This is a genomic window from Gymnodinialimonas mytili, assembly GCF_037544085.1.
GTDB classification, from domain to species: Bacteria; Pseudomonadota; Alphaproteobacteria; order Rhodobacterales; family Rhodobacteraceae; genus Gymnodinialimonas; species Gymnodinialimonas mytili.
On sequence record NZ_JBBIFW010000001.1, the window covers coordinates 1,706,075 to 1,729,907 of the forward strand.

The 23,833-nt window shown below is 56.6% G+C and carries 23 protein-coding genes; 12 read left to right on the plus strand and 11 right to left on the minus strand.

The features are described 5' to 3' along the window. Positions 1-15: 15 nt before the first annotated feature. Positions 16-1,137, plus strand: a complete 1,122-nt coding sequence (locus V8J82_RS08500; RefSeq protein ID WP_339974167.1) for an alpha/beta hydrolase — start codon at positions 16-18, stop codon at positions 1,135-1,137. Positions 1,138-1,139: 2 nt separating this feature from the next. Here V8J82_RS08500 and V8J82_RS08505 read toward each other — a convergent pair whose 3' ends face one another. Genes V8J82_RS08505 through V8J82_RS08515 form a run of 3 tightly spaced genes read right to left on the minus strand, consistent with a single transcriptional unit; the run spans position 1,140 to position 3,430 of the window. Further along, positions 1,140-1,748 (minus strand): Smr/MutS family protein, encoded by a 609-nt coding sequence (locus tag V8J82_RS08505; RefSeq protein WP_339974169.1) that lies wholly within the window; start codon positions 1,746-1,748, stop codon positions 1,140-1,142. Positions 1,749-1,750: 2 nt separating this feature from the next. Next, complete coding sequence (gene mltA / locus V8J82_RS08510; RefSeq protein ID WP_339974171.1) at positions 1,751-2,767, minus strand: murein transglycosylase A; 1,017 nt, start codon at positions 2,765-2,767, stop codon at positions 1,751-1,753. A 3-nt stretch (positions 2,768-2,770) separates the two neighbouring features. Next, complete coding sequence (locus V8J82_RS08515; RefSeq protein WP_339974173.1) at positions 2,771-3,430, minus strand: Tim44/TimA family putative adaptor protein; 660 nt, start codon at positions 3,428-3,430, stop codon at positions 2,771-2,773. 140 nt (positions 3,431-3,570) lie between these two features. Here V8J82_RS08515 and V8J82_RS08520 point away from each other — a divergent pair, with 140 nt between their 5' ends. Continuing rightward, complete coding sequence (locus V8J82_RS08520) at positions 3,571-4,029, plus strand: FxsA family protein (RefSeq protein ID WP_339974175.1); 459 nt, start codon at positions 3,571-3,573, stop codon at positions 4,027-4,029. A 55-nt stretch (positions 4,030-4,084) separates the two neighbouring features. Continuing rightward, complete coding sequence (gene secB, locus V8J82_RS08525) at positions 4,085-4,600, plus strand: protein-export chaperone SecB (RefSeq protein WP_339974177.1); 516 nt, start codon at positions 4,085-4,087, stop codon at positions 4,598-4,600. On the opposite strand, the gene dnaQ is transcribed toward secB, so the two are convergent. The 4 genes from dnaQ to V8J82_RS08545 are packed head-to-tail and all read right to left on the minus strand — an operon-like array spanning position 4,601 to position 7,441. Beyond that, positions 4,601-5,299: a DNA polymerase III subunit epsilon gene (gene dnaQ / locus V8J82_RS08530; RefSeq protein ID WP_339974179.1), complete on the minus strand. Its 699-nt coding sequence runs from the start codon at positions 5,297-5,299 to the stop codon at positions 4,601-4,603. Continuing rightward, entirely contained in the window at positions 5,300-5,896 is a 597-nt protein-coding gene (gene coaE / locus V8J82_RS08535) for a dephospho-CoA kinase (protein WP_339974181.1), read from the minus strand. Further along, a complete protein-coding gene (locus tag V8J82_RS08540) occupies positions 5,893-6,729 on the minus strand; it encodes a shikimate dehydrogenase (RefSeq protein WP_339974184.1) in 837 nt (278 codons plus the stop codon). Before V8J82_RS08540 ends, coaE begins: the two co-directional genes overlap by 4 nt. Next, complete coding sequence (locus V8J82_RS08545) at positions 6,722-7,441, minus strand: Maf family protein (RefSeq protein ID WP_339974186.1); 720 nt, start codon at positions 7,439-7,441, stop codon at positions 6,722-6,724. The genes V8J82_RS08540 and V8J82_RS08545 overlap by 8 nt, the downstream gene beginning before the upstream one ends. 421 nt (positions 7,442-7,862) lie before the next feature. Here V8J82_RS08545 and rho point away from each other — a divergent pair, with 421 nt between their 5' ends. From rho to V8J82_RS08575, 6 genes are read left to right on the plus strand one after another with little or no spacing between them, the layout of a single operon-like run. Beyond that, a complete protein-coding gene (gene rho, locus V8J82_RS08550) occupies positions 7,863-9,134 on the plus strand; it encodes a transcription termination factor Rho (RefSeq protein ID WP_339974188.1) in 1,272 nt (423 codons plus the stop codon). 13 nt (positions 9,135-9,147) lie between these two features. After that, on the plus strand, positions 9,148-10,428 hold the full coding sequence (gene mnmE / locus V8J82_RS08555) for a tRNA uridine-5-carboxymethylaminomethyl(34) synthesis GTPase MnmE (protein ID WP_339974190.1): 1,281 nt from the start codon (positions 9,148-9,150) through the stop codon (positions 10,426-10,428). Between the two features lie 2 nt (positions 10,429-10,430). Beyond that, a complete protein-coding gene (mnmG, locus tag V8J82_RS08560; protein WP_339974192.1) occupies positions 10,431-12,305 on the plus strand; it encodes a tRNA uridine-5-carboxymethylaminomethyl(34) synthesis enzyme MnmG in 1,875 nt (624 codons plus the stop codon). Then, a complete protein-coding gene (gene rsmG, locus V8J82_RS08565; RefSeq protein ID WP_339974194.1) occupies positions 12,302-12,916 on the plus strand; it encodes a 16S rRNA (guanine(527)-N(7))-methyltransferase RsmG in 615 nt (204 codons plus the stop codon). Before mnmG ends, rsmG begins: the two co-directional genes overlap by 4 nt. An 18-nt stretch (positions 12,917-12,934) precedes the next feature. Then, positions 12,935-13,714, plus strand: coding sequence for a ParA family protein (locus V8J82_RS08570; RefSeq protein ID WP_339974196.1), 780 nt, complete (start codon positions 12,935-12,937; stop codon positions 13,712-13,714). After that, positions 13,714-14,619 (plus strand): ParB/RepB/Spo0J family partition protein, encoded by a 906-nt coding sequence (locus V8J82_RS08575; RefSeq protein ID WP_339974198.1) that lies wholly within the window; start codon positions 13,714-13,716, stop codon positions 14,617-14,619. The genes V8J82_RS08570 and V8J82_RS08575 overlap by 1 nt, the downstream gene beginning before the upstream one ends. Here V8J82_RS08575 and hemW read toward each other — a convergent pair. From hemW to rph, 3 genes are read right to left on the minus strand one after another with little or no spacing between them, the layout of a single operon-like run. After that, positions 14,611-15,765, minus strand: coding sequence for a radical SAM family heme chaperone HemW (hemW, locus tag V8J82_RS08580; RefSeq protein WP_339974200.1), 1,155 nt, complete (start codon positions 15,763-15,765; stop codon positions 14,611-14,613). The two genes, V8J82_RS08575 and hemW, sit on opposite strands and share 9 nt — an antisense overlap. Further along, positions 15,758-16,369, minus strand: coding sequence for an RdgB/HAM1 family non-canonical purine NTP pyrophosphatase (rdgB, locus tag V8J82_RS08585; RefSeq protein WP_339974202.1), 612 nt, complete (start codon positions 16,367-16,369; stop codon positions 15,758-15,760). The genes hemW and rdgB overlap by 8 nt, the downstream gene beginning before the upstream one ends. Further along, positions 16,366-17,082 carry a ribonuclease PH gene (rph, locus tag V8J82_RS08590; RefSeq protein ID WP_339974204.1) on the minus strand — a complete coding sequence of 239 codons (717 nt, stop codon included), beginning with the start codon at positions 17,080-17,082 and terminating at the stop codon, positions 16,366-16,368. The genes rdgB and rph overlap by 4 nt, the downstream gene beginning before the upstream one ends. Before the next feature lie 97 nt (positions 17,083-17,179). Here rph and hrcA point away from each other — a divergent pair, with 97 nt between their 5' ends. Then, positions 17,180-18,241 carry a heat-inducible transcriptional repressor HrcA gene (gene hrcA, locus V8J82_RS08595; RefSeq protein WP_339974206.1) on the plus strand — a complete coding sequence of 354 codons (1,062 nt, stop codon included), beginning with the start codon at positions 17,180-17,182 and terminating at the stop codon, positions 18,239-18,241. Between the two features lie 9 nt (positions 18,242-18,250). Then, a complete protein-coding gene (locus V8J82_RS08600; protein WP_339974208.1) occupies positions 18,251-18,823 on the plus strand; it encodes a nucleotide exchange factor GrpE in 573 nt (190 codons plus the stop codon). Here the strand turns inward: V8J82_RS08600 and mutS are convergent. Then, on the minus strand, positions 18,807-21,446 hold the full coding sequence (mutS, locus tag V8J82_RS08605; RefSeq protein ID WP_339974210.1) for a DNA mismatch repair protein MutS: 2,640 nt from the start codon (positions 21,444-21,446) through the stop codon (positions 18,807-18,809). The genes V8J82_RS08600 and mutS overlap by 17 nt on opposite strands. 112 nt (positions 21,447-21,558) lie before the next feature. Between mutS and V8J82_RS08610 the strand changes: the two genes are divergently transcribed. Continuing rightward, complete coding sequence (locus tag V8J82_RS08610; RefSeq protein ID WP_339974212.1) at positions 21,559-23,823, plus strand: NADP-dependent malic enzyme; 2,265 nt, start codon at positions 21,559-21,561, stop codon at positions 23,821-23,823. Positions 23,824-23,833: the final 10 nt, after the last annotated feature.

A 23,833-nucleotide genomic window follows, 5' to 3' on the forward strand; every position in this document is an offset into this window, starting at 1 on the left:
TTGGTATGCGGGGCCATGACACGCGCAATCCTCTCTCGCCGAAGCTTCATGGCCAGCGCAGCCTGCCTGCCATTACTGGCATGTGGGGACGCGCCGGATCTGATGATCGTGCCGGAAGCAGCGGGTTTAGGCAGCAGTGAAACGGTATTTGTCGCCACAAACCGGATCTTCGCCGATGGTGCCTTCCAGGTGGACCGGCAGGAGTATCTGAGCTTTGCACGGTTTTCGGTCAATGTTCCGCCAGACCGTTTGGCCGGCGCAGTCAATCCGGCGCGGGGCGGCCCGCGCGGCCCAAATTTACAATCCGATTTTGTGGCCAGTTCTGGCGAGCAACTGGGCGGAGATCGCGGATTTCGCGAGGCGCTGATCGCGGAGGCTAAGCGGCGCGGCACGCGCGAGGTGATGATCTTCATCCACGGGTTCAACAACACCTTTGGGTCCGGCCTCTACCGAACCGCGCAGATCCGGCATGATTTTGACATCCCGGGCCTTGCCGTTCACTACGCTTGGCCCAGCGCCGCACATCCGCTTTGGTATGCCTATGATCGAGATTCGGCGCTTTTTGCGAGGGACGGGCTGGAGCAACTGGTCACCCAGATCACGGATGCCGGGTTGAATGTGGTTCTGATCGCCCATTCGCTTGGATCGTCCGTGGTGATGGAGCTATTGCGACAGCTTCGGATTGGGCGGCGCGAGGATGTGATCGGTCAGATCAACGGCGTGATCCTGTTTTCGCCGGACATTGATGTGGATGTATTTCGTAGCCAAGCCATGCGCATCGGCGAGCTACCACAACCCTTCATCATTTTCACTTCGCAACGCGACCGAGCGCTGGGCCTTTCGGCCCGGATCACAGGATCGCCCGCGCGCGTTGGAAATCTCGCCTCGGCGGATGAGGTTGCCGATTTCGAAATCACATTGATCGATATCTCCGAGTTTCAGGGTGGTACGCGGGATCCGTTCAATCACTTCGCTGGCGCCACGTCGCCTGCGGTCATCCAGATCCTCAGGGATGTCAATCGCGTGAACCAATCCTTCGAGCAAGATCCAACGCAGCTACCCGGATTGATTCCAGGCACGGTTCTGATCATCCAAAACGCAACCCAAGTCGTGCTGAGCCCGCCAAACCTGCGCTGAGTTCATCGCCGTCGTTTCATGTAGACGTAGTAGGCGCCGCCACCGCCGTGGCGTTGATGCGCTTCGCGGATGTCGAGGATAAGGGCACCCAAGGGCGGCGCGGTGAGCCAGCCGGGCACCTGATGCTTCAGGACACCGCGCCGGATTGGGATCGGGCCACCACTGTCCCGATCCTTGCCTTTGCCAGTTATGATCAAAACCAATCTTAGATTTCGATCATAAGCAGAGTTTATGAAGCCAATCAGTGCCGGATGGGCCTCTGACAGCGTCATGCCATGCAGATCAATGCGCGCCTCGGGCTTCAATTTGCCACGGAGCATTCGTTTATGCGTGCCATGATCCATCCGTACCGGCGCATGGGCCAGCTTGGCCGACAATGTCGGCGAATGGTTGGTGGTGCCGGAATTGAACGATGATTTTTCGCCCAGGCGGAAGGCGGGTAGGCGATCAGCGGTGGTTGTGGGCTCCGGCCTGATCTGAGGTTTGGACGGAACAGGGATATCCGCAATCTTCGGAGCACCACGGCGATCCATTGGGTTGGCCGTGGCCGCAACACGTTCCCAAAGGGCCTTATCCTCAGACGAGAGACCTCGTTTGCCGCGCTTCGCCATATTCAGGCATCCGGAACCAATTGATGGGCCCGTTCGATGGGCAACAACACGATCATGCGGCCGGGATCCCGGATCGTGCCAGCGGCCTCGCCCGCCGCATCGCCGTAGCCAAAGAAAATGTCCGCGCGCTGAGCACCACGGATCGCGCCGCCGGTATCTTGGGCGATCATCAAGCGTCGCATCTCATCCGCGCCGTCCTTCTCGATCCAGACCGGCGCGCCCAGTGGCGTGAATTCTGGATCCACCGCGATGCTGCGCAGCGGCGTGATGTTGCGGTTCATCGCCCCGAGCGGCCCAAGCTCTGGATCGCTGATATCGACCTCGCGGAAGAAGATGTAAGATGGATTGTGATGCAACAGATCCCGACCGGCAACAGGATTGCGACGGACCCAGGATTGGATAACCTGCGCGGAAACTTGATGCGGCTGATAGATGCCACGACGTACAAGTTCTTGCCCGACCGAGCGATATTCATGCCCGTTGCGTCCAGCATATCCAACACGGATGATATCGCCATCCGTCAACGTGATCCGACCAGAGCCTTGAATTTGCAGGAAAAACAATTCCACCGGATCATCGACCCAAGCAATCTCAAGCCCGCGATTTTCAAGCACACCCGTTTCTTCGATTTGCGCACGAGTCAGCCATTGGCCATCAACCTCTGGCGGCAATCTGTAGACCGGAAATCTATAGCGCCCGATACGCTGCCGCGAACCGCTTAGCTCGGGCTCAAAATAGCCGGTGAACAGGGCCGGGCTCTCGCTCCCAATCAGGACCGGTTGGAAAAACAGCTCGAAGAACGTGCGGGCATCAGGCGCAGTATCGGCAACGGCGCAAATCGCGTCCCAATCGGACCCATCCAGATCCATGCAAGTAGACTGAAACGTCGCAAGGGCTGCGGCATGATCATCCGCAGCCCAGCCGTCTAGATCGGCAAATTCCACAAGCTGGACGGGTTCATCCGCCACAGCACCAGTCGTCGCCAGCCAAAAGGAAAGGACAGCCGCCCGCAGCCGCATGGATCATCCGTCGGTTGCCACCAGCGCCCAGTTGGGATCATCGGACCCCATCGACCGGGCAAATGTCCACACGTCGCGCTGACGTTTGATCTCGCTGGTGTCGCCTTCGATGATTTCGCCATCGGAATTCCGAACAACGCTGGTCAGTTCCGCAACAAAGCGCACGGTGATCTCGGCGGTGTTAGTGTCACGATCAAATGTGGCGACTTGCAGGACGGTCTCGCGCACACCGACAAATTCAGCCTCAATGCTAAGACCCTGCTCATTGCGCTGATTGATGACCGCCTCGAAGGTTTCCATGACGTCGTCCGCCAAAAAGGGGCGCAGGCCGTCGACATCGCCGCGCTCAAACGACATTAAAATCATCTCGTAGGCCTGGCGCGCGCCCTGCAAGAATTCAGACACCCGAAAACCAGGCTCGGCCAGCTTCATTGCAGCGAGGGCTTTGGCGCTGTCGGATCCATCTTCGACATGGTCGATGATATCTTCGTCGGGGCCGCCTTCGATCACCTCAAATTGCTGCCGCGGCCCTGACCGCAACGTGTCCGGACGCGCGACTGGCTTTTCAAACCCTTCGCGCGTGCCCAAGACGGATCGAAGCCGCAGGATCAGGAAAATTGCGATGCCAGCAAGCACCAACAGAGACAAGAGGGACGAGTTCATGGCACCTCAGCAAGGCGAATGGGTTCATTTTTGGCGTTTCAGGCACATATGTAGGTGAGGGGATGGGTCAAGTCCATGTCGCCTTAGGGCGCATGGGGTGAAATCCCTCCTGATTGGATCGACTTTGAGGCGATATCGACATGTGGCTGCTTTTACTTTTCATCATCGTTCCGCTGGTTGAGATCGGATTGTTCATCCAGGTGGGCGGTTGGATCGGTCTTTGGCCAACGCTTGCGATCGTCGTCGTCACCGCATTTGTCGGAACCGCCTTGGTACGCAGCCAAGGTGCCCAAGCCTTGGCACAATTGCGGTCGAGTTTTGACGATTTACGCGATCCGACCGAACCTTTGGCCCATGGGGCCATGATCTTGTTCTCGGGCGCGCTTCTGTTGACGCCTGGCTTTTTCACTGATGCCGTCGGTTTCGCACTTTTGATCCCGGGCGTGCGCCGAGGCGTTCTGCGAGAGCTGAAGAAACGTGTGAAAGTTCAGACCGTGAGCCGCGACGCGGGATGGCGCCCACAAGATGACACGATCATCGAGGGCACCTATTCCGAGGCGGATCGCCCCAGCGGGCCTTCAGGTTGGACCCGGGATTGAGGCCTGCGCGCCCGCCTGCTATGGACGGCGCGACCTTGATTTAGGGAGTCCAACAATGTCCGACGCCACCGCAAACGGCGACGCAACCGAGGGCGCGCCAGACACGGCGATGCCCACTTTGCCCAAGATGCAGATTTTGGGTCAGTTTATCCGTGATTTATCCTTTGAAAACGCCGCAGTTCAGAATGCCGTGGTCGCCAATGGCCAGCCCGACATTCAGGTGCAGGTCGCACTTGATGCGCGCAAACGCCCAACTGAAAATCAGTTCGACGTGATCATGAAGGTCAAGATCGAGTCGAAGACCAAGGAAGACGAACCGAAGGCGATCTTCTTGATCGAGCTGGAATATGGCGGCGTGTTCCTGATCGAAAACGTTCAAGAGGCACAGCTACATCCATTCCTGATGATCGAGTGCCCGAGGATGCTGTTCCCGTTCGTGCGCCGCATCGTCTCTGACGTGTCACGCGATGGTGGGTTCCCACCGCTGAATCTGGATCAAATCGATTTCGTGGCGCTCTACCGTCAGCAATTGGCCGCTCGGGCGCAGCAGACGGCACAGGGCACAGCTTGATCAGCTAAACCGACGCCACAACGCGTCATCGCCAAGTTTATCGACAAAGGCCGCATGCGCGGCCTTTTCCGTTTCCGTTACTCTAGATGGTAAAGTCTGTGTGCGAGGCCGGGGTCGCCAGCTTTCATCCGCGTCCGAGCCGGAACTTCGCTTTTCGGCCTGAGCCAAGGCGAAATCGGGCTGTTTGCCGCCAGTAAGCTCTAGATAGACCTCCGCCAGAATTTCGGAATCGAGCAAAGCGCCGTGCTTTTCCCGCGCGGAATTGTCGATCCCGAACCGGCGGCACAGGGCGTCCAGCGATGCAGGCGAACCTGGAAAGCGCCGCCGAGCAATCTTTAACGTGTCCAACGCCTGGTCGTTGGGCAATAGCCGATGGCCCGCCCATTCAAGCTCGGCATTCAGGAACCGCATATCGAATTCAGCATTGTGGATGACCATCTTGGCGTCACCAACAAAATCCAGGAAAGCTTGCACCACCTGAGTGAATACCGGTTTGTCAGCTAGAAACTCATCACCGATGCCATGCACCTCAAACGCTTCGGTCGGCATATCGCGTTCCGGGTTGATGTACTGGTGATAGGTCTTGCCGGTGGGCACCTGGTTCCAAAGTTCGACCGCGCCGATTTCGACAATCCGATGGCGCGGCGTATCGAACGGGTTTAACCCTGTGGTTTCGGTATCAAGGACGATTTCGCGCATCTAAGGGTCTTCTTTAGTGTCTATAGAAAGCTTGGATACCAAATCTGCAACCGCTTTGCGAGTAGCTTCGCGTGTATCTGTCCGGATGACATAGGTCGCCCGGTGGCGTTTGTCGGCATCTGATATCTGCCGCGCAAGCAAATCCTCGAACACCTGTTCCGACGTCCCACGCGCCAAGACTCGGCGCCGCTGTTCTGAAGCATCCGTGGTGACAACGAGAGTTGCATCAAAGTGAGCGTCCCCACCGGTTTCGAACAGCAACGGGATATCGAATACCACCAGGGGGAAGTTCTCATGCGCCCTGCGGAACTTTGAACGATCTTCGGCAACCAACGGATGAACGATGGATTCAAGCCGGGCAAATAATGATGGATCTGCGGCGAGATGCTGTTTCAGAACCACGCGGTCGACACCGCCATCGCGTATCGCCTCGGGCACAAGTTCACCAATTGGAGCGACCGCGCCACCGCCCGGCGCATAGAGGTGATGAACCGCCGCATCCGCATCCCATACCGGCACATCCAGATCGCGAAACATCTGCGCCGTGGTGCTTTTCCCCATACCGATCGAGCCGGTTAGACCAAGCGTAACGCTCACGGCGCCAAAACGGCCTGACGCAGATCTTCATCAACCAGGGGTGTGTAGCTGAACCAGCGCTCAAACCCAGGCACCGCTTGATGAAGAAGCATACCAAGCCCATCCACCGTCTCGCATCCTCGCTGTTTCGCCTCGGCAAGGAGATCGGTTTCCAGGGGCGTGTAGACGATATCCGTCACAATTGTTGGCGGCGACAAGCGGCTAAGATCAAAAGACAAAGGCGGTTGACCCTGCATCCCAAGGGACGTCGTGTTCACGATCAACGCGCAATCCCCAACAAGATCGGCGATCTTTGTCCAGTCTTGCGGCGAGACACGGGCCCCGAATTGTTCGCGCAACCCATCAGCGCGCGCCCGGGTGCGATTGGCGACGTAAACCAGCGGCGCGCCATCAGAGATTAGGGCAGAGACAATCGCCTTCGCTGCACCGCCAGAGCCCAACACCAAGGCAGGACCCGCCGAAGCGCTCCACCCGGGTAGTGATTGGCGGATATTGGCGAGAAAGCCGATGCCATCGGTATTGTCAGCCTGAATCTGACCGTTTGCCATGAATGTCAGTGTATTGGCTGCCCCGATTAACGCAGCCCGGTCCGTGACGTTATCGGCGAGACTCAAGGCCAGCTCTTTGTGGGGGATCGTAACATTGACACCGGCAAATCCCATCCGTGGAAGAGTATCCAAGACGTCAGGAAGATCCGTGTGATTGACATGCATGGGAATATAGTGGCCAGGCAAACCGTAGCGGCGCAGCCAATGGCCATGGAGCCGCGGCGACAAAGACTGCGCCACCGGATCGCCGATGACGCCGGCCAGCGGAATGATGTTCTTAGCCATGATCATCTGACCCCCGCAATCGAAGGTAGGACAGAATATCCAGCAACGGCAACCCGAGGACCGAGAACCAATCCCCTTCAATCCGTGAGAACAACTTCGCGCCGAAACCTTCGGCCTGATAGGCGCCGACACAGTAGCATGCATCGGGCCATGCTTGCTGCAGATAGACTTGGATTTCAGCGCTGGTATGGGCGTGCATGGTCATCCTGGCGGTGCCGACATGGCGCCAAAGCGGTTTCCCGGCCTGATAGATGCAGGCAGCCGAATAGAGATGATGGGTTTGTCCAGATAGCAACTCCAAGTGTTCCGCTGCCTCATCGCGGTCGTTGGGCTTGGCAAAAACCTGCCGTTTCAGGGCCAGAACCTGATCGGCAGCGAGAATCAGGTCGGCTGGACATTGATCTGACGCACGCCTCGCTTTGTATTCAGCAAGGGTATCGGCAATGTCACGCGGGCTGGCATCTTCGGCAATCAAAGCCTCTCGGATCGCGTCTTCATCTACACGAACCGGGTGCGTTCTTACGGATAACCCAACATTTTCAAGAAGTTGAAGTCGTATGGGTGACGACGAAGCCAACGTGATTTTTGTCATGGTAGCCCGGTTCAGCACATCCCTGTTGAAAACCTGTGTAATCGGCCTGTGTCGATTGTGGTGAAGTTTTTTCATCACCGCCCGGCTAGCGCTTTGCGCGGGTTTTGTGACAACTGCCATGATGTTTCTGCCCGGGGGAAGATAAGCTTGTGAAGAAACCTACCTCAGAAGTTATGCTCTTCTGCCCGTAAGTTTTCAACGTTTTGTTAACAGGTAATCGCAGCATAAGCATCTGATAAATATATTGTATACATGTTTATTATCGAAGATCTGCATCGAGATAACGCTGGCGGAAGGAGGAATTGCAAACGTGTTAAGAAAATGTTCACAACTGACTTATCCGCGTTCTCCTCGGTGCTACTAAGAACAACAAAATAAGATTCTTTCTTTCTTATTTATTCGTTCATGAGCCTAAGGTGCAGATTGACAGACGGCTCCTAGGAACTTAGCTGAGTATTGCAGCCCGTCCGGGACAGCACCTTCACATATATTTACGACCATATGCTGGGCTGAGATGCTTTGCACGGATATCGGATACCCCATGACCGAGAACACCCTAAGCCTGTCTGATCTCAAGGCGAAGTCCCCTAAAGACCTTTTGGCGATGGCTGAAGATCTGGAGATCGAGAACGCCTCAACCATGCGTAAGGGCGACATGATGTTCGAGATCCTCAGAGATCGTGCTGAGGAAGGCTGGGAGATTTCCGGAGATGGCGTTCTGGAAGTGCTACAGGACGGTTTTGGATTTCTGCGGAGCCCGGAGGCGAACTATCTTCCAGGTCCCGATGATATCTATGTTTCGCCTGACATGATCCGCCAGCATTCCCTCAGGACAGGGGATACCGTCGAGGGTGTGATCACAGCGCCGCGTGAGACGGAGCGTTATTTCTGTCTGGTGAAAGTGGCATCGATCAACTTTGAAGAACCTGAGCGCGCCCGACATAAGGTTAGTTTCGACAATTTGACGCCGCTCTATCCCGACGAACGTCTGACCATGGAAATCGAAGATCCGACCATCAAAGACCGCTCTGCCCGGATTATCGACCTGGTCTCGCCTATTGGGAAAGGCCAGCGGAGCCTGATCGTCGCTCCGCCGCGGACAGGGAAAACCGTTCTACTTCAGAACATTGCGAAGTCGATCGAGACGAACCACCCGGAATGCTATCTGATGGTCCTGTTGATCGATGAACGCCCAGAAGAAGTGACGGACATGCAGCGTTCCGTGCAGGGTGAGGTCATTTCATCTACTTTCGATGAGCCGGCGACACGCCATGTGGCAGTATCTGAGATGGTGATCGAGAAAGCCAAACGCTTGGTGGAACATAAGCGGGATGTCGTCATTCTGCTCGACTCGATCACCCGACTTGGACGCGCCTTCAACACGGTGGTGCCGAGCTCAGGTAAAGTTTTGACCGGCGGCGTGGATGCGAACGCGCTGCAACGCCCAAAACGCTTCTTCGGTGCGGCTCGGAACATCGAAGAGGGTGGATCGCTGACCATCATTGCGACCGCTCTGATCGATACCGGGAGCCGGATGGATGAAGTGATCTTCGAAGAGTTCAAGGGTACCGGTAACAGCGAGATTGTTCTGGATCGCAAGGTTGCCGACAAGCGTGTGTTCCCAGCGATGGACATCCTGAAATCGGGAACGCGGAAAGAAGATCTGCTTGTCGATAAGGGTGACTTGCAGAAGACTTTTGTTTTGCGGCGGATCCTGAACCCGATGGGAACGACCGATGCGATTGAGTTCCTGATTTCAAAGTTGAAACAGACGAAGACCAATTCCGAGTTCTTCGACTCGATGAACACTTAGACCGGAGGTCGCCATGCGAACGATTTTCGCCCAGGCGTCGGCCCGGGGAAAAGCGGGCGTGGCGATCATACGCATATCCGGGCCAGATGCTGTTTTGGTCGCGACATCGCTGGTTGGTGATTTGCCAGCTCCTGGGCATCATCGGTTGCGGTCCATTCGTTCGGTGGACGGGGATGTTCTTGACCGCGGTTTAGTCTTGTTTTTTGAAGGCCCGTCCAGCTTTACAGGCGAAGATGTTGTTGAATTTCAAGTACATGGCAGTGTTGCCGTGGTGGCTGCGATCCAATCAGCCATCGAAGCGACAGGTCACGCACGCCTGGCAGAGCCGGGAGAATTCACCCAACGCGCACTTCTGAATGGGGCAATGGATCTCGCGCAGGTCGAAGGGTTAGGGGACCTTATCAACGCCGAGACGGAAGCGCAGCGAAAACAAGCCTCTCAGTTGTTTGATGGTGAATTGACCAAGCGAACTGAGAAATGGCGAAGCGATTTGCTTCGTGCCGCGGGGTTGATGGAAGCCACGATCGATTTTGTTGATGAAGATGTGCCCACCGACGTGATGCCCGAGGTGATGGAGCTGTTGCGCCAGGTGTCATCGGATCTATCAGATGAAATTGCTGGATCTTTTGTGGCGGAACGTGTGCGCGACGGATTTGAGGTAGCGATTGTCGGTGCACCGAATGCGGGAAAGTCGACATTGCTGAACGCGCTTGCAGGACGCGAGGTCGCAATTACATCCGAGATGGCTGGAACCACACGTGATGTTGTGGAGGCACGCTTAGATGTTCACGGCGTGCCGGTCACGTTTCTGGACACTGCCGGTTTGAGAGATACGACGGATCATGTCGAAAAGATTGGTGTCGCCCGTGCGATCCAACGCGCTTTGGATGCGGATCTTCGAATTCTGCTGCGAACCGACGATTGGCAGCCTCGCGCGGATTTAGACGGCAGGATCGATTTCAGCTATATTGCAAAAGGCGATCCTGGGGGTGCAGGTACGCTTTCAGGGAAAACTGGCGCAGGTATCGATCAAATGCTTGCTGATATCTTCGCTGTTTTGGAAGGTAGAATGGCAACCGTGCGCACGACTGTATCTGAGCGGCAGCGCGGAAATCTTCAACGTGCCGCATCTGAGTTGGAAATTGCGCAAGATATTGCGAGCAATGATGGACCAATTGAATTGGTAGCCGAACGCACCCGGGCTGCGGTTGGTGCACTTGACTCATTGATCGGGCGTGTTGATGTAGAGATGGTCTTAGGTGAGATTTTCTCGAATTTTTGTATTGGCAAGTGAGGGTGTTTCACGTGGAACATTCTAAATTTGATGTCATCGTTGTGGGCGGTGGTCATGCAGGTGCAGAGGCTGCCGATACCGCCTGTCGTGTAGGCGCGCGTGTCGCGTTGATATCTCTGAAAAAGACCGATCTTGGCGTTATGTCCTGTAATCCGGCGGTTGGAGGTCTCGGGAAGGGGCACCTTGTTCGCGAGATTGACGCAATGGGCGGGCTCATGGGGCAGGCGGCAGATGCTGCTGGTATCCAGTTCAGGCTGTTGAATCGTCGGAAAGGTGCGGCAGTACAAGGTCCGCGCGCTCAATCAGACCGTAAGTTGTACCGCCGCGCTGTGACGGACCGTCTTACAAAGATAGATAACCTGACCATCATCGAAGGCGAAGTCGTCGATATTCTCGATATGAATGGTTCTGTGGATGGTGTTCGTTTAGCCGATGATAGCATCCTTAAAGCGCCTGCCTTGATCATAACGACTGGAACGTTTTTGGGCGGAACCATTCATATCGGTGACAAGAAAGAAAGCGGTGGCCGCTGGGGGGATCGCCCTGCGACCTATCTAGCGGAGCGTTTGCGCGGTTTGGGCCTGACGACAGCGCGTTTGAAAACCGGAACACCGCCGCGCCTTTCAAAAACGTCGCTTGATTGGGATTCTTTTCCGAAACAGGAGGGTGATCCTGATCCTGTCTTCTTTTCGTTCATGACGACGTCGGTGCAAGCGCCACAAGTAAGCTGTGCGATCACTCATACGAACACCGATACGCATGCTATTATCCAGGAAAACTTGGATCGGTCAGCAATGTATGGCGGTATGATCGAAGGAGTTGGCCCACGATATTGCCCATCTATTGAAGACAAGGTGGTCCGGTTTGCCGATAAAACCTCTCACCAGATTTTCCTTGAGCCTGAGGGCGTCGGATCTGATGTGATCTATCCAAACGGTATCTCGACCTCGTTGCCGTTGGATGTGCAGGTTCGTTACGTGCATTCGATCAAAGGTTTGGAAAACGCGGAGATTCTGCAGCCAGGATACGCGATAGAATATGACTACGTTGATCCAACCAATCTGACCTCTGAGCTTGAAGTGAAGAACATGTCTGGCCTCTTCTTTGCAGGTCAAATCAATGGCACGACAGGATATGAAGAGGCCGCAGCACAAGGATTGGTTGCTGGCTTAAATGCGGCTCATCGTGCTTTGGGTCGAGATCCTGCACAGTTCTCGCGTGCGACAAGTTATATTGGCGTCATGGTCGATGATCTTGTGACGCGTGGTGTGATGGAACCGTATCGCATGTTCACATCGCGCGCCGAATATCGTCTGTCTTTGCGGGCGGATAATGCAGATCAGAGGCTTTCACCGCTGGCGATCGAGTTGGGTCTTTGCGATGAACAGCGCATCTGCGCGTTTTCTCAGAAGATGGAGCGGCTCAGTCACGGACGCCAGGTGTTGAAAGAGCTTCGTCTGTCGCCAGGCGAAGCGAAGTCTGTTGGCCTGCCGGTCAATGCCGATGGTAAGCGTCGCGATGGCCTGGATTTGCTGGCATTTCCCGATATTCAGCCCTCTGATCTGGTCAAAGCGTGCCCAGCTTTCAAAGATGTCGATGCAGACACACAAAATCAGCTAAAGATCGAGGCGGTCTACGCGACCTATGTTGCACGCCAGAACCGTGATGCAGAGGCCTTGCGCAGGGATGAAGCGAAATCGATCCCAGGCAATTTCCCATATTCCTCTGTCGAAGGTCTCTCAAACGAGCTGACCGAAAAGCTAACACGGGTGAAGCCATCGTCCTTGGGGCAAGCCGGGCGTATCGATGGCATGACACCTGCAGCGCTGGCATTGATCCTGGCAAAGCTGCGCCACATGGAACGGATTTCGGCGTGACTGAAGATGAAGCGCGGGCGCATGTGCTTTCTGATGTTTCACGTGAAACATCAGAACGGTTGGATATCTATCAAGCCCTTCTTTTGAAATGGCAGCGCACAATCAACCTCGTAGCACCCAAAACGCTGGATGTCATATGGTCGCGCCATTTCCTCGATTCCGCACAGCTCTGGGATATTGCTGGAAACGTGAGTGGTAGCTGGCTGGACCTGGGATCCGGAGGTGGATTCCCTGGACTGGTCATCGCAGCGATCGCTGCCGAAAAATCTCCAGATCTAACCGTGACGCTGGTGGAGAGTGATATCCGAAAATGTGGATTTCTTAGGGAAACGGCGCGAGCAATGGGTATTAAGGTGAACATTCTAAGTCGGCGAATTGATCAGATCCCGCAGCAAAACGCCCAAGTTGTCTCCGCTCGCGCATTGTCGCAGTTGGATCAGCTTGTCGCCTATGCGACCCCCCATCTCGCGCAGGGTGCGATCATGTTGTTCCCAAAGGGCGCAACGTATCAGGATGAGCTTGAAACCCTCGATCCTGACTGGCAAACAAAGGTGGATGTGGTGCCAAGCCAGACCGATCCTAGCGCTGTCATCCTTAGATTCCACAATTGATATTCGGACCCCTGAGCCATGCGTGTTATCGGCATCACAAATCAAAAGGGTGGCGTTGGGAAAACAACCACAGCCATCAATCTGGGCGCAACTCTGGCTGCGATGGAATACAAGGTTCTGATTATTGATCTTGATCCGCAGGGCAACGCGTCGACAGGATTAGGTGTGGACTCGACTGATCGCGAGCTCACAACCTATGATCTTCTGCTTGAAGGTGCGGCGTTGCGGGATGTTGTTGTGCCAACGGATGTGGCAAATCTTGCGATCGCCCCAGCGACAACGGATCTTAGTTCAACCGATGTCGAGCTGAGCAGCAGAGACAATCGGATCTTTCTTTTGAAGGAAGCTCTGCATCAAAGCGATAAGCTCTATGATATCGTCCTGATAGATTGTCCCCCGTCGCTGAGCTTGCTGACTGTCAATGCTCTCGTTGCTGCGGATTCCGTATTGGTCCCGCTGCAAGCAGAGTTTTTCGCGCTAGAAGGATTGTCGCAACTCATGCTGACAATCCGCGATATTCGCGAGACAGCTAACCCCAGCATCCGCATTGAAGGTGTTGTCCTGACAATGCACGATCCGCGCAATAATCTAAGCCGCCAAGTCGAAGAAGACGCGCGCAAAACGCTTGGTCAGTTGGTGTTCAAAACTCGAATTCCACGCAATGTCCGGTTGGGAGAGGCGCCGTCTTTTGCATTGCCCGTCATCGCGTATGACCCGACATCCAAGGGCAGTCATGCTTATATCGATCTGGCGCAGGAGCTGATCGCGCGACAAACATCACAGAAGGAGCCCGTATAATGGCGAAACAAAGGGATCGTCGCGGGCTTGGCCGTGGATTATCAGCACTTATGGCTGAGGCCGATATTGCGCCAGCGACAGCTGAGCCTACATCATCTGGTGGAATTGCGCAAAGTCGTCCAGAGCGAGAGATTCCGGTCGAGTCCATTCGTCCGAATCCCGATCAGCCAAGGCGTCATTTTTCCGAAGATGCGCTCGCCGATCTGGCGGCCTCGATTTCGGAGAAGGGCATTATCCAACCACTGATCGTGCGGCCTGATCCAACCGACGACGGGAGTTATCAAATCGTCGCGGGGGAACGTCGCTGGCGTGCCGCTCAGCTCGCTCAGCTTCACACGGTTCCAGTTGTCGTGCGGAACTTCGATGACACTGAAGTTCTGGAAGTCGCGATTATCGAGAATATCCAGCGCACGGACCTCAATCCGATCGAAGAAGCGCAGGGATATCGACAGCTGATTGATCGGTTCGGACATACGCAAGAGCAATTGTCCCAAGCGATGGGTAAAAGCCGAAGTCATTTGGCGAACGTCATGCGGTTACTACAATTGCCGGACGAAGTTCAGTCGATGCTTGTTGACGGTCGCTTGTCCGCCGGTCACGCGCGCGCCTTGATCACCGCGGATGACCCGGTTGGGCTCGCGCGGAAAGCTGTGTCGGCTGGGATGTCGGTGCGGGAGGTAGAGCGTGCCGCGAAAACTGCATCTGGCGACGGTGGGCAAGCACAGCGTCCAGCGGCCCGTTCAAAAGATGCCGATACAATTGCATTGGAACGAGATCTTACTGCGTCGATTGGGATGAAGGTCTCGATCGATCACGATCAAGGCTCTGGAAGTGGTAAATTAACTATAAATTACAAAGACTTAGGTCAATTAGATGATCTCATGCGTGTGCTGAGCTCAAGCTAAGATCTGTCTCAATATCCCGTTTAGAACCGGTCTGCCTTTTGCGGTGGTTGCCAAGCGATCGCCGTTCAGTGAAATCAGGCCAAGGTCGCTGAGTTCGGATATAGCAGCGGCGCTTAGATCCACCCCAGAGACGTTTCGAAAACGCGAGATAGAAACGCCTTCAGTTAGGCGCAAACCCATCATCAGCATTTCCTCCCCATGTTCGATGGGTGTTAGGGCATGCCGCGGCGCTTCCCCGTGTCCAACTTGGTGTACTTGCGTAAGCCATGCTGAAGGACTGGGGGGCGTTTCCGTCGCATAGCGTGAGCCATCGATGGTCAGCCGCCCGTGGGCGCCGGGTCCAATGCCAGCCCAGTCGCCGCTGCGCCAGTAGATGAGGTTATGCCTGCTCGCGCCCATATCACCCGCATGATTTGAGGTCTCGTAGGCAGGTTTGCCAGCCGCTTCGCATAATTCCTGCGTCAGCTCATACATGTCCGCGCTGAGATCCTCGTTAGGTAGGTCGCGCAACATGCCTTTGGCGTGGCGCGCGCCGAATGCGGTTCCAGGCTCAATTGTCAGTTGATAAAGCGAAAGGTGGTCGGCGCCGAGACAGAGAGCATCTGTCAGCTCCGCACGCCAATCCGACAGAGATTGACCCTGTCTCGCATAAATCAGGTCAAAACTCATGCGATCGAATGTCGTTTGCGCGGTTTCGATCGCTTCTCGGGCTTCGGCGCCCGAATGAAGGCGACCCAAGCGCTTCAGGTCCGCGTCGTTTAACGCCTGTACGCCAATTGACACACGGGTGACGCCAGCAGCGCGATAGGCCGCAAACCGATCTTTCTCGACCGAGGACGGGTTGGCCTCCAGTGTCACTTCGATATCGTTGGCGACGGGCCAATGCGTTTGGACGCTCTCCAGGATTTCGGCAACCGTCTCGGGAGCCATCAAAGAAGGCGTTCCGCCACCAAAGAAGACCGATTGAACGACACGATCCGGAGTTTCGGAGGCGATCCGTTGGATTTCACTTAGATAGGCCTGTCGCCACGCTGATTGATCGATCTTCGCAGCGACATGAGAGTTGAAGTCGCAATACGGGCATTTCGCTTCGCAGAATGGCCAGTGGATATACAGACCGAATCCGCCAGTCTCCCAATCAGCCATCGCCAAAAATCTTTACCAATTGCCGAACGGCATCGGCGCGGTGGCTGATCTTATTCTTTTCCCAACGATCCATCTCACCGAAGGTTTGATCATAGCCATCGGGTTGAAAGATTGGATCATATCCATGGCCCTGATCGCCGCGTATTGGCCAGACGACCTGTCCAGCCATCACGCCGGGAAAGACTTCGTCATGACCATCGGGCCAAGCCAGTACCAATGTGCAACAAAAGCGCGCCTTACGGGGATAGGGCGCGTTTGCCTTTTCGAGTTTCTCGTGGGTGACGCGCATGGCCATCGTGAAATCGCGGCCGTCAGGTGTTTCCGCCCAATCTGCCGTGTAGACGCCCGGCGCACCATCCAAAGCATCGATTTCAATGCCACTATCATCGCTTAACGCCGGTAGCCCAGTCGCCTGCGCGGCGGCATGGGCCTTGAGCCGTGCATTTTCCACAAAGGTTGTGCCGGTTTCTTCGGGTTCCGGCAGATTGTGGTCTTTGGCGCCCGTTACGCTGATCCCGAAAGGCTCAAGCAAATGACGCATTTCGTCCAGCTTGCCCTGATTGTGCGTCGCAACCAGCAGAGCCTTTTCGGTAAACCGTCTCATCCCGCGACAGCCGCGTTTTGGGCCGCGACCAATTCGGCAATGCCTTTGTCTGCCAAACCGTAAAGCGCGTCGAATTCATCCCGCGAAAATGTGGCGCCCTCGGCGCTGGCCTGCAATTCGACGACCCGGGCGGATCCGGTCATGACGAAGTTGCTGTCGGTCCCGGCCTCGGAATCCTCCAGATAATCCAGATCGAGCACCGGCTGACCGGCATAGATCCCACAGGATACCGCAGCGATGTTATCGGTGATCGGGTCGCTGATCAGATCGCCGGCTTTCAGCAGCTTGTTCACCGCCAGACGCAGGGCGACCCACCCGCCGGTGATGGAGGCGCAGCGTGTCCCGCCATCAGCCTGGATGACGTCACAATCGACGGTGATCTGCCGCTCGCCCAGGGCAGAGCGGTCAACGCCTGCCCGCAAAGATCGCCCGATCAGGCGCTGGATCTCTTGTGTGCGGCCCGATTGCTTGCCGGCCGAAGCCTCACGGCGCATCCGCGTGTGTGTGGCGCGAGGCAGCATACCGTATTCCGCGGTCACCCAGCCCAGCCCAGAATTCTTCAGGAATGGCGGCACACGTTCCTCCAAGGTAGCGGTGCACAGCACATGCGTTTCGCCGCACCGGATCATGCATGACCCTTCCGCGTGGCGCGTGACACCCGTCTCAATGGAAATCGGGCGCATTTCGTCTAGGTTTCGGCCGGAAGGACGCATAAATATCTCCTGATGGTGAGTGGTTGCGCCGTGCCGGGATAGTCCGACATCAAGCGCCGCCGCAACCCCGAATGACCGGAAGCAATCGTGCGGCGACATGACCGAACAGGGTAAAATCTTAGATGAGCTGAATGACCGTTCGCGAGAGGTGTTTCGCAGGGTGGTCGAAGGTTACCTTGAAAGCGGCGCGCCGGTGGGCTCGCGGACATTGACGCGCGCAATGACGGAAAAGGTCTCAGCCGCGACGATCCGCAACGTTATGCAGGATCTCGAATATCTTGGCTTGCTGGATAGCCCACACATTTCCGCGGGTCGCATGCCCACGCAATTGGGTCTGCGAATGTTTGTCGACGGTTTCCTTGAGGTGGGCGATCTGTCCCAAGGCGACAAGCAGGCGCTCGATAGCACGGTGAACAACAACGCCTCCGATGTGTCTGCATTGCTCGATAGGGTCGGATCCGCACTGTCCTCGGCCACGCAGGGCGCCAGCCTGGTCCTATCTCCGAAACATGAGGCGCCGATCCAGCATATCGAGTTTGTTTCGCTGTCGCAGAGCCAAGCCTTAGTTGTGTTAGTGTTTACTGATGGTCATGTCGAAAATCGCTTATTCACGCCGCCGCCGGGCACAACCGCATCGGCGATGCGGGAAGCTGCGAATTTTGTGAATGCGCGGATCCAGGGTCAGACCGTCACGTCGATCCGGCAACAACTCGAAGTTGATATCGAAACCCGACGGCGCGAGATCGACGATTTGGCATCTGGTCTTATCGAATCGGGATTTGCGATGTGGGACGATAATGACCAGGCGGCCCGATTGATCGTGCGAGGCCGGTCGAATCTGTTGTCCGACAGCCAAGAGGCCGAGGATCTTGATCGCATTCGCCAGCTATTTGATGACCTTGAACGCAAGCGCGATATCACTGAATTTCTGGAACTGACCGAGGAAGGCGATGGTGTGCGCATTTTCATCGGCTCTGAGAACAAGTTGTTCTCACTTTCGGGTTCCTCTCTGGTGGTCTCTCCCTATATGAACGCTGATCGAAAGATTGTCGGTGCAGTGGGGGTGATCGGGCCCACGCGCCTGAATTACGGACGCATCGTCCCGATCGTTGATTATACAGCGCAGCTGGTCGGACGGTTGATCTCCGACCGGTCGTGAGAGGATGACATGGGCGAACCAAACGAAGACCCGTTTTACGATGATGAACATGCCGAGCCAAAAGTGTCTTTGGCCGAAGATGGTTTGGAAGCTGAAAGCAGCTCTGGCGCCGATGCCGTGATTGCCGCTTTGGAAGCTGAACGTGATGAGATCCGCGACCGCATGTTGCGTGCCTTGGCCGATGCCGAAAATATGCGCAAACGGGCGGATCGCGATCGGCGTGAGGCCGAGCATTACGGCGGGTCGAAACTGGCGCGTGACTTGCTGCCAGTCTACGACAATCTGCGGCGCGCGCTCGATGCCGCCGATGATGTGTCGAAAGAGACCGCAGGTGGTTTGATCGAAGGTGTCGAACTGACCTTGAAGGAATTGCTGAATGTTTTTGGCAAGCACGGGGTCACACCGATTGTGCCTGAGATCGGAGATACATTCGATCCGCAACAGCATCAGGCGATGTTCGAAGCACCGGTGCCCGACACCAAGGCGGGTGATATCATCCAAGTGATGGCCGAAGGCTTCATGCTGCATGACCGTTTGCTGCGCCCGGCCCAGGTTGGCGTGTCGTCTACTCCGGCGGGGTAAGCTTCGCCTTCAGCTCATAGATCAAATTCAGAGCATCGCGCGCCGTCATCTCATCAGGATGCACGGCGCGTAACGAATCTTCGATAGCCGATGGCTTGGCGGGATTGGGTGCGGGTTGAGGTGTGATGGAGAACAGGGGCAGATCGTCGATCACCGCTTTGCGGTCGCCACCTTCTCGCTCCCCTTTTTCCAACGCATCCAGCACAATCTGTGCACGTGAGATGACGGCGTCGGGCAAACCCGCCAATTTCGCGACCTGCACACCATAGGATCGGTCGGCGGCACCTTCGCGTACTTCATGTAGGAAGATGACATCACCTTCCCATTCTTTAACCGCCACCGTCGCGTTGCTGAGCCCGTCGAGTTTCGCGGCGAGCGATGTCATCTCGTGGTAGTGGGTCGCGAACAAGGCCCGGCAACCATTTGCATCATGCAAGTGCTCAAGCGTCGCCCAGGCAATGGATAGGCCGTCATAAGTTGCCGTCCCGCGGCCGATCTCGTCCAAGATCACAAGCGCGCGGCTGTCCGCCTGATTAAGGATTGTCGCCGTCTCAACCATTTCGACCATGAAAGTCGATCGTCCGCGCGCCAAATCATCTGACGCTCCGACACGGCTGAAAACTTGGCTGACAACACCGATATCTGCACTTTGGGCGGGCACGAAACTGCCGGTTTGAGCCAGGATGGCGATCAATGCGTTTTGGCGCAGATAGGTCGACTTACCGGCCATGTTCGGTCCGGTCAGCAATGTGATTGATGCACCGGTATCTGCGGTGAGGTCGCAATCATTGGCGACAAAACTCGCGCCGTCCTTCGCCAAAGCGGCCTCGACCACGGGATGCCGCCCTCCAATGACATGAAATTGCCGGTCATCGCTCATATTGGGACGGCACCAATCCCCTTCACGTGCCCGGCGCGCCAAGCCAGATGCGACATCGAATTCAGCCAGGGCACGGGCGGTCTTGCCGACCTGATCTTGTCTTTCCAGAATCGCCGTCCGCAAGCCCTCGAATTCTTGCCGCTCAATCTCCAACGCGCGGTTCCCGGCGTTGAGGATTTTGGTTTCCAGCTCCGACAGTTCAACGGTCGTGAACCGAACGGCATTTGCTGTCGTTTGGCGATGGATGAATCGCTCACTCAGGGGCGGGTTCAGCATCTTCTCCGCATGGGTTGCGGTGGTTTCGATGAAGTAACCCAGCACGTTGTTATGCTTGATTTTCAGGCTTTGAATGCCGGTGATCTCTGTAAAAGAGGATTGCATTTCAGCAATTACGCCGCGCCCTTCGTCGCGCAGTTTGCGCACCTCATCCAGCTCCGTGTTTTGCCCGGCTGCGATCACCCCGCCATCGCGCAGTTGCAGAGGTGGTTCCGCCACCAGCGCCGCGTTAAGCAGGTCAACCAGCTCATCATGGCCCGTCAGATCTTCGGCGGCGTCAGCTAGCAAGGTCGGCAGATCGATATCATCCAGCATTTCGGCCAGTCGCGCGGCGCCAGATAATCCGTCACGGATCGCGGCGAGATCACGTGGACCGCCACGATCCAGGGATAATCGCGACAGCGCTCGATCAAGGTCCGGGATCTGGCGAAGATCACCTTCTAAACCGTCCCGAACCAGAGTGTCAGAGACAAAAAAAGCAACAGAATCATGCCGCTCGCGGATCGTAGTCAGATGGGTCGACGGCCCGGTAAGGCGTCGCTCCAACAGCCGTGCGCCGCCGGCTGTCAACGTGCGGTCCAAAACAGACAAAAGCGAATTCGCCCGCCCGCCCGACAGCGCATGGGTCAGCTCCAGGTTCCGGCGAGTGGCGGCATCCAATTGCAGCAACCGCTCCGCTGAATGGCGCCGCGGCGGCCGCAGCAATGGTAAAGCGCCTTTCTGGGTCAGCTCCAGATAGTCGATGATCGCGCCCATGGCGGAAAGCTCGACGCGGCTGAAGTCACCAAACGCATCTAGTGTGGCCACGTCAAACAATGCCGTCAGACGCGCGGTGGCCGATGCGCTGTCAAAGCTACCGGGCGATAGCGGGGTGACGGCGGATCCAAATTCGGCGATGGCGTCCTGCTGGCTTACGTCCAGCCCGTCGGACACCAGAACCTCTTTCGGTAAAAGGCGCGCCAATTCAGGGCCCAGACGCACGGGTGCACAGGGCATGACACTGAAATCGCCTGTCGAGATATCACACCAGGCCAGCGCTGCGTCACCCCGGATATCGGCAAAGGCGGCCAGGTAATTGTGTCGCCGGGCCTCAAGCAGCGTGTCCTCTGTTAGCGTGCCGGGCGTCACCAAACGCACGACGTCGCGCTTCACCACCGACTTATAGCCGCGCTTCTTCGCCTCGTCGGGGCTTTCCATCTGCTCGCAAATGGCGACCCGAAATCCCTTGCGGATCAGGGTCAGCAGATAGCCTTCGGCGGAATGGGCAGGCACGCCGCACATCGGGATATCATCACCGTCATGCTTGCCACGTTTCGTCAGCGCGATGTCCAGCGCCTCGGCTGCTGCGACCGCATCCTCAAAGAACATCTCGTAGAAATCGCCCATGCGATAGAACAACAGGGCATCCCGATATTGCCCCTTGATCTCAAGATATTGCGCCATCATTGGCGTGACTTGACCGGCCATACTCATCCCCCTTGCACCGCGAAACTACGCGGGCAGGCGATGGGTTTGAAGCGCAATCGGTTGCCCCGAACCTATTGCTTGTCTAAGCCTCAAGAACCGGAGGAGGGGCAGCATGGCAGACAAGCAGAAGATCACCCGTGAAGAGGCGCTGGCCTATCATTTGGACCCGCGACCCGGGAAGATCGATATAAACGCATCCACCCCAATGGCGACCCAGCGCGATCTGTCGCTGGCCTATTCGCCGGGTGTTGCCGTTCCTTGTGAGGTGATCGCTGAAACGCCTGAAACGGCTTACGATTACACCACCAAAGGCAATATGGTTGCCGTGATCTCAAACGGGACGGCGGTGCTGGGCCTCGGCAATCTGGGTGCGCTCGCCTCAAAGCCGGTCATGGAGGGAAAGGCGGTTCTCTTCAAACGGTTCGCCGACGTGAACTCCATCGATATCGAGCTGGACACCGAAGATGTCGATGAGTTTGTGAATGCGGTCCGTCTGATGGGTCCTTCGTTTGGTGGCATCAATCTGGAAGACATCAAGGCGCCGGAATGCTTCATGATCGAGCAGCGCCTGAAAGAGGTCATGGATATCCCCGTTTTCCATGACGATCAGCACGGCACCGCGGTGATTTGCGCGGCTGGCTTGATCAATGCGCTGCATCTGTCGGGAAAGAAGATCGAGGATTGTCGGATCGTTCTGAATGGGGCCGGCGCGGCTGGAATCGCCTGTATCGAGCTGCTGAAGGCAATGGGCGCCCGGCACGAGAATTGCATCGTTTGCGATACGAAAGGCGTGATCTACCAGGGTCGCACCGAAGGCATGAACCAGTGGAAATCGGGTCATGCGGTCGCCACTGATCTGCGGACCCTGGAAGAGGCGATGGACGGTGCCGACGTATTTCTAGGCGTGTCCGTCAAAGGGGCTGTTACGCCTGAGATGGTCAAAAGCATGGCCGACAATCCCGTCATTTTTGCCATGGCGAACCCCGATCCCGAGATCACGCCGGAAGAGGCGCAAGCGGTGCGCGCCGATGCAATCGTCGCCACGGGTCGGTCGGATTATCCTAATCAAGTCAATAACGTACTCGGATTCCCTTACCTGTTTCGCGGTGCCTTGGATGTGCATGCCCGCGCCATCAATGATGAGATGAAAATCGCTTGCGCGCGCGCCTTGGCCGAATTGGCGCGGGAAGATGTGCCCGATGAAGTGGCTATGGCTTATGGGCGAAAGCTGAGCTTTGGGCGGGACTACATTATTCCGACGCCGTTCGATCCGCGGCTGATCTATACGATCCCGCCGGCCGTCGCGCAGGCGGGTATGGATACCGGTGCTGCACGGCGACCGATCATTGATTTGGATACATATGCCAAGGATTTGCAGGCGCGGATGGACCCAACCTCATCGATTATGCAAGGTCTTTATGCGCGGGCGCGGAACGCTCAGGCGCGGATGATCTTTGCCGAGGGTGACGATCCGCGTGTGCTGCGTGCTGCGGTGGCGTATCAGCGGCAAGGTCTTGGCCGCGCCTTGGTGGTCGGTCGTGACGCGGATGTGGCGGAAAAGCTTGAGGCCGCTGGGCTGGCCGATGCTGCGCGTGAACTTGAGATCGTGAACGCGGCCAATACCCGGCATTTGGAGACTTATAAGGAGTTTCTCTATACGCGATTGCAGCGGAAGGGGTACGACCGGCAGGATATCCACCGCCTTGCTGCGCGGGATCGCCACGTCTTTGCGGCCTCAATGCTGGCGCATGGGCATGGCGATGGGCTGGTAACTGGTGCGACGCGGAAATCGGCGCAAATCCTTGAAATGATTGGGAATGTGTTTGACGCAAAGGCCGAGGATGGTGCGGTTGGTGTAACGGCATTGCTGCATAGCGGGCGGATCGTGTTGATCGGCGACACGCTGGTGCATGAATGGCCGTCGGATCAGGATCTGGCGTTGATTGCCGAGCGGGGGGCGCAGGTGGCGCGGGGCCTTGGGCTGGAGCCGCGGGTGGCTTTTGTCAGCTTCTCGACCTTTGGCTATCCGGTCAGCGAACGGGCTGAAAAGATGCATCAGGCGCCGCGGGTGCTGGACCAAAAAGGCGTTGATTTTGAATATGATGGCGAGATGACGGTGGATGTGGCGCTGAACCCGGCGCTGCGCGAGCTGTATCCGTTCAACCGCCTGTCGGGGCCTGCGAATATCCTGGTTGTTCCGGCGCGGCATTCGGCGTCGATCTCAGTAAAACTGATGCAGGAAATGGCGGGCGCGACGGTTTTGGGGCCAATTTTGACGGGCCTTGATCGCCCGGTTCAGATCGCCTCCACGATCTCAACCTCGAACGACATTCTCAATATGGCGGTCATGGCCGCGTGCGAGATTGGGCAGGTTTGAGGCCGCAAAT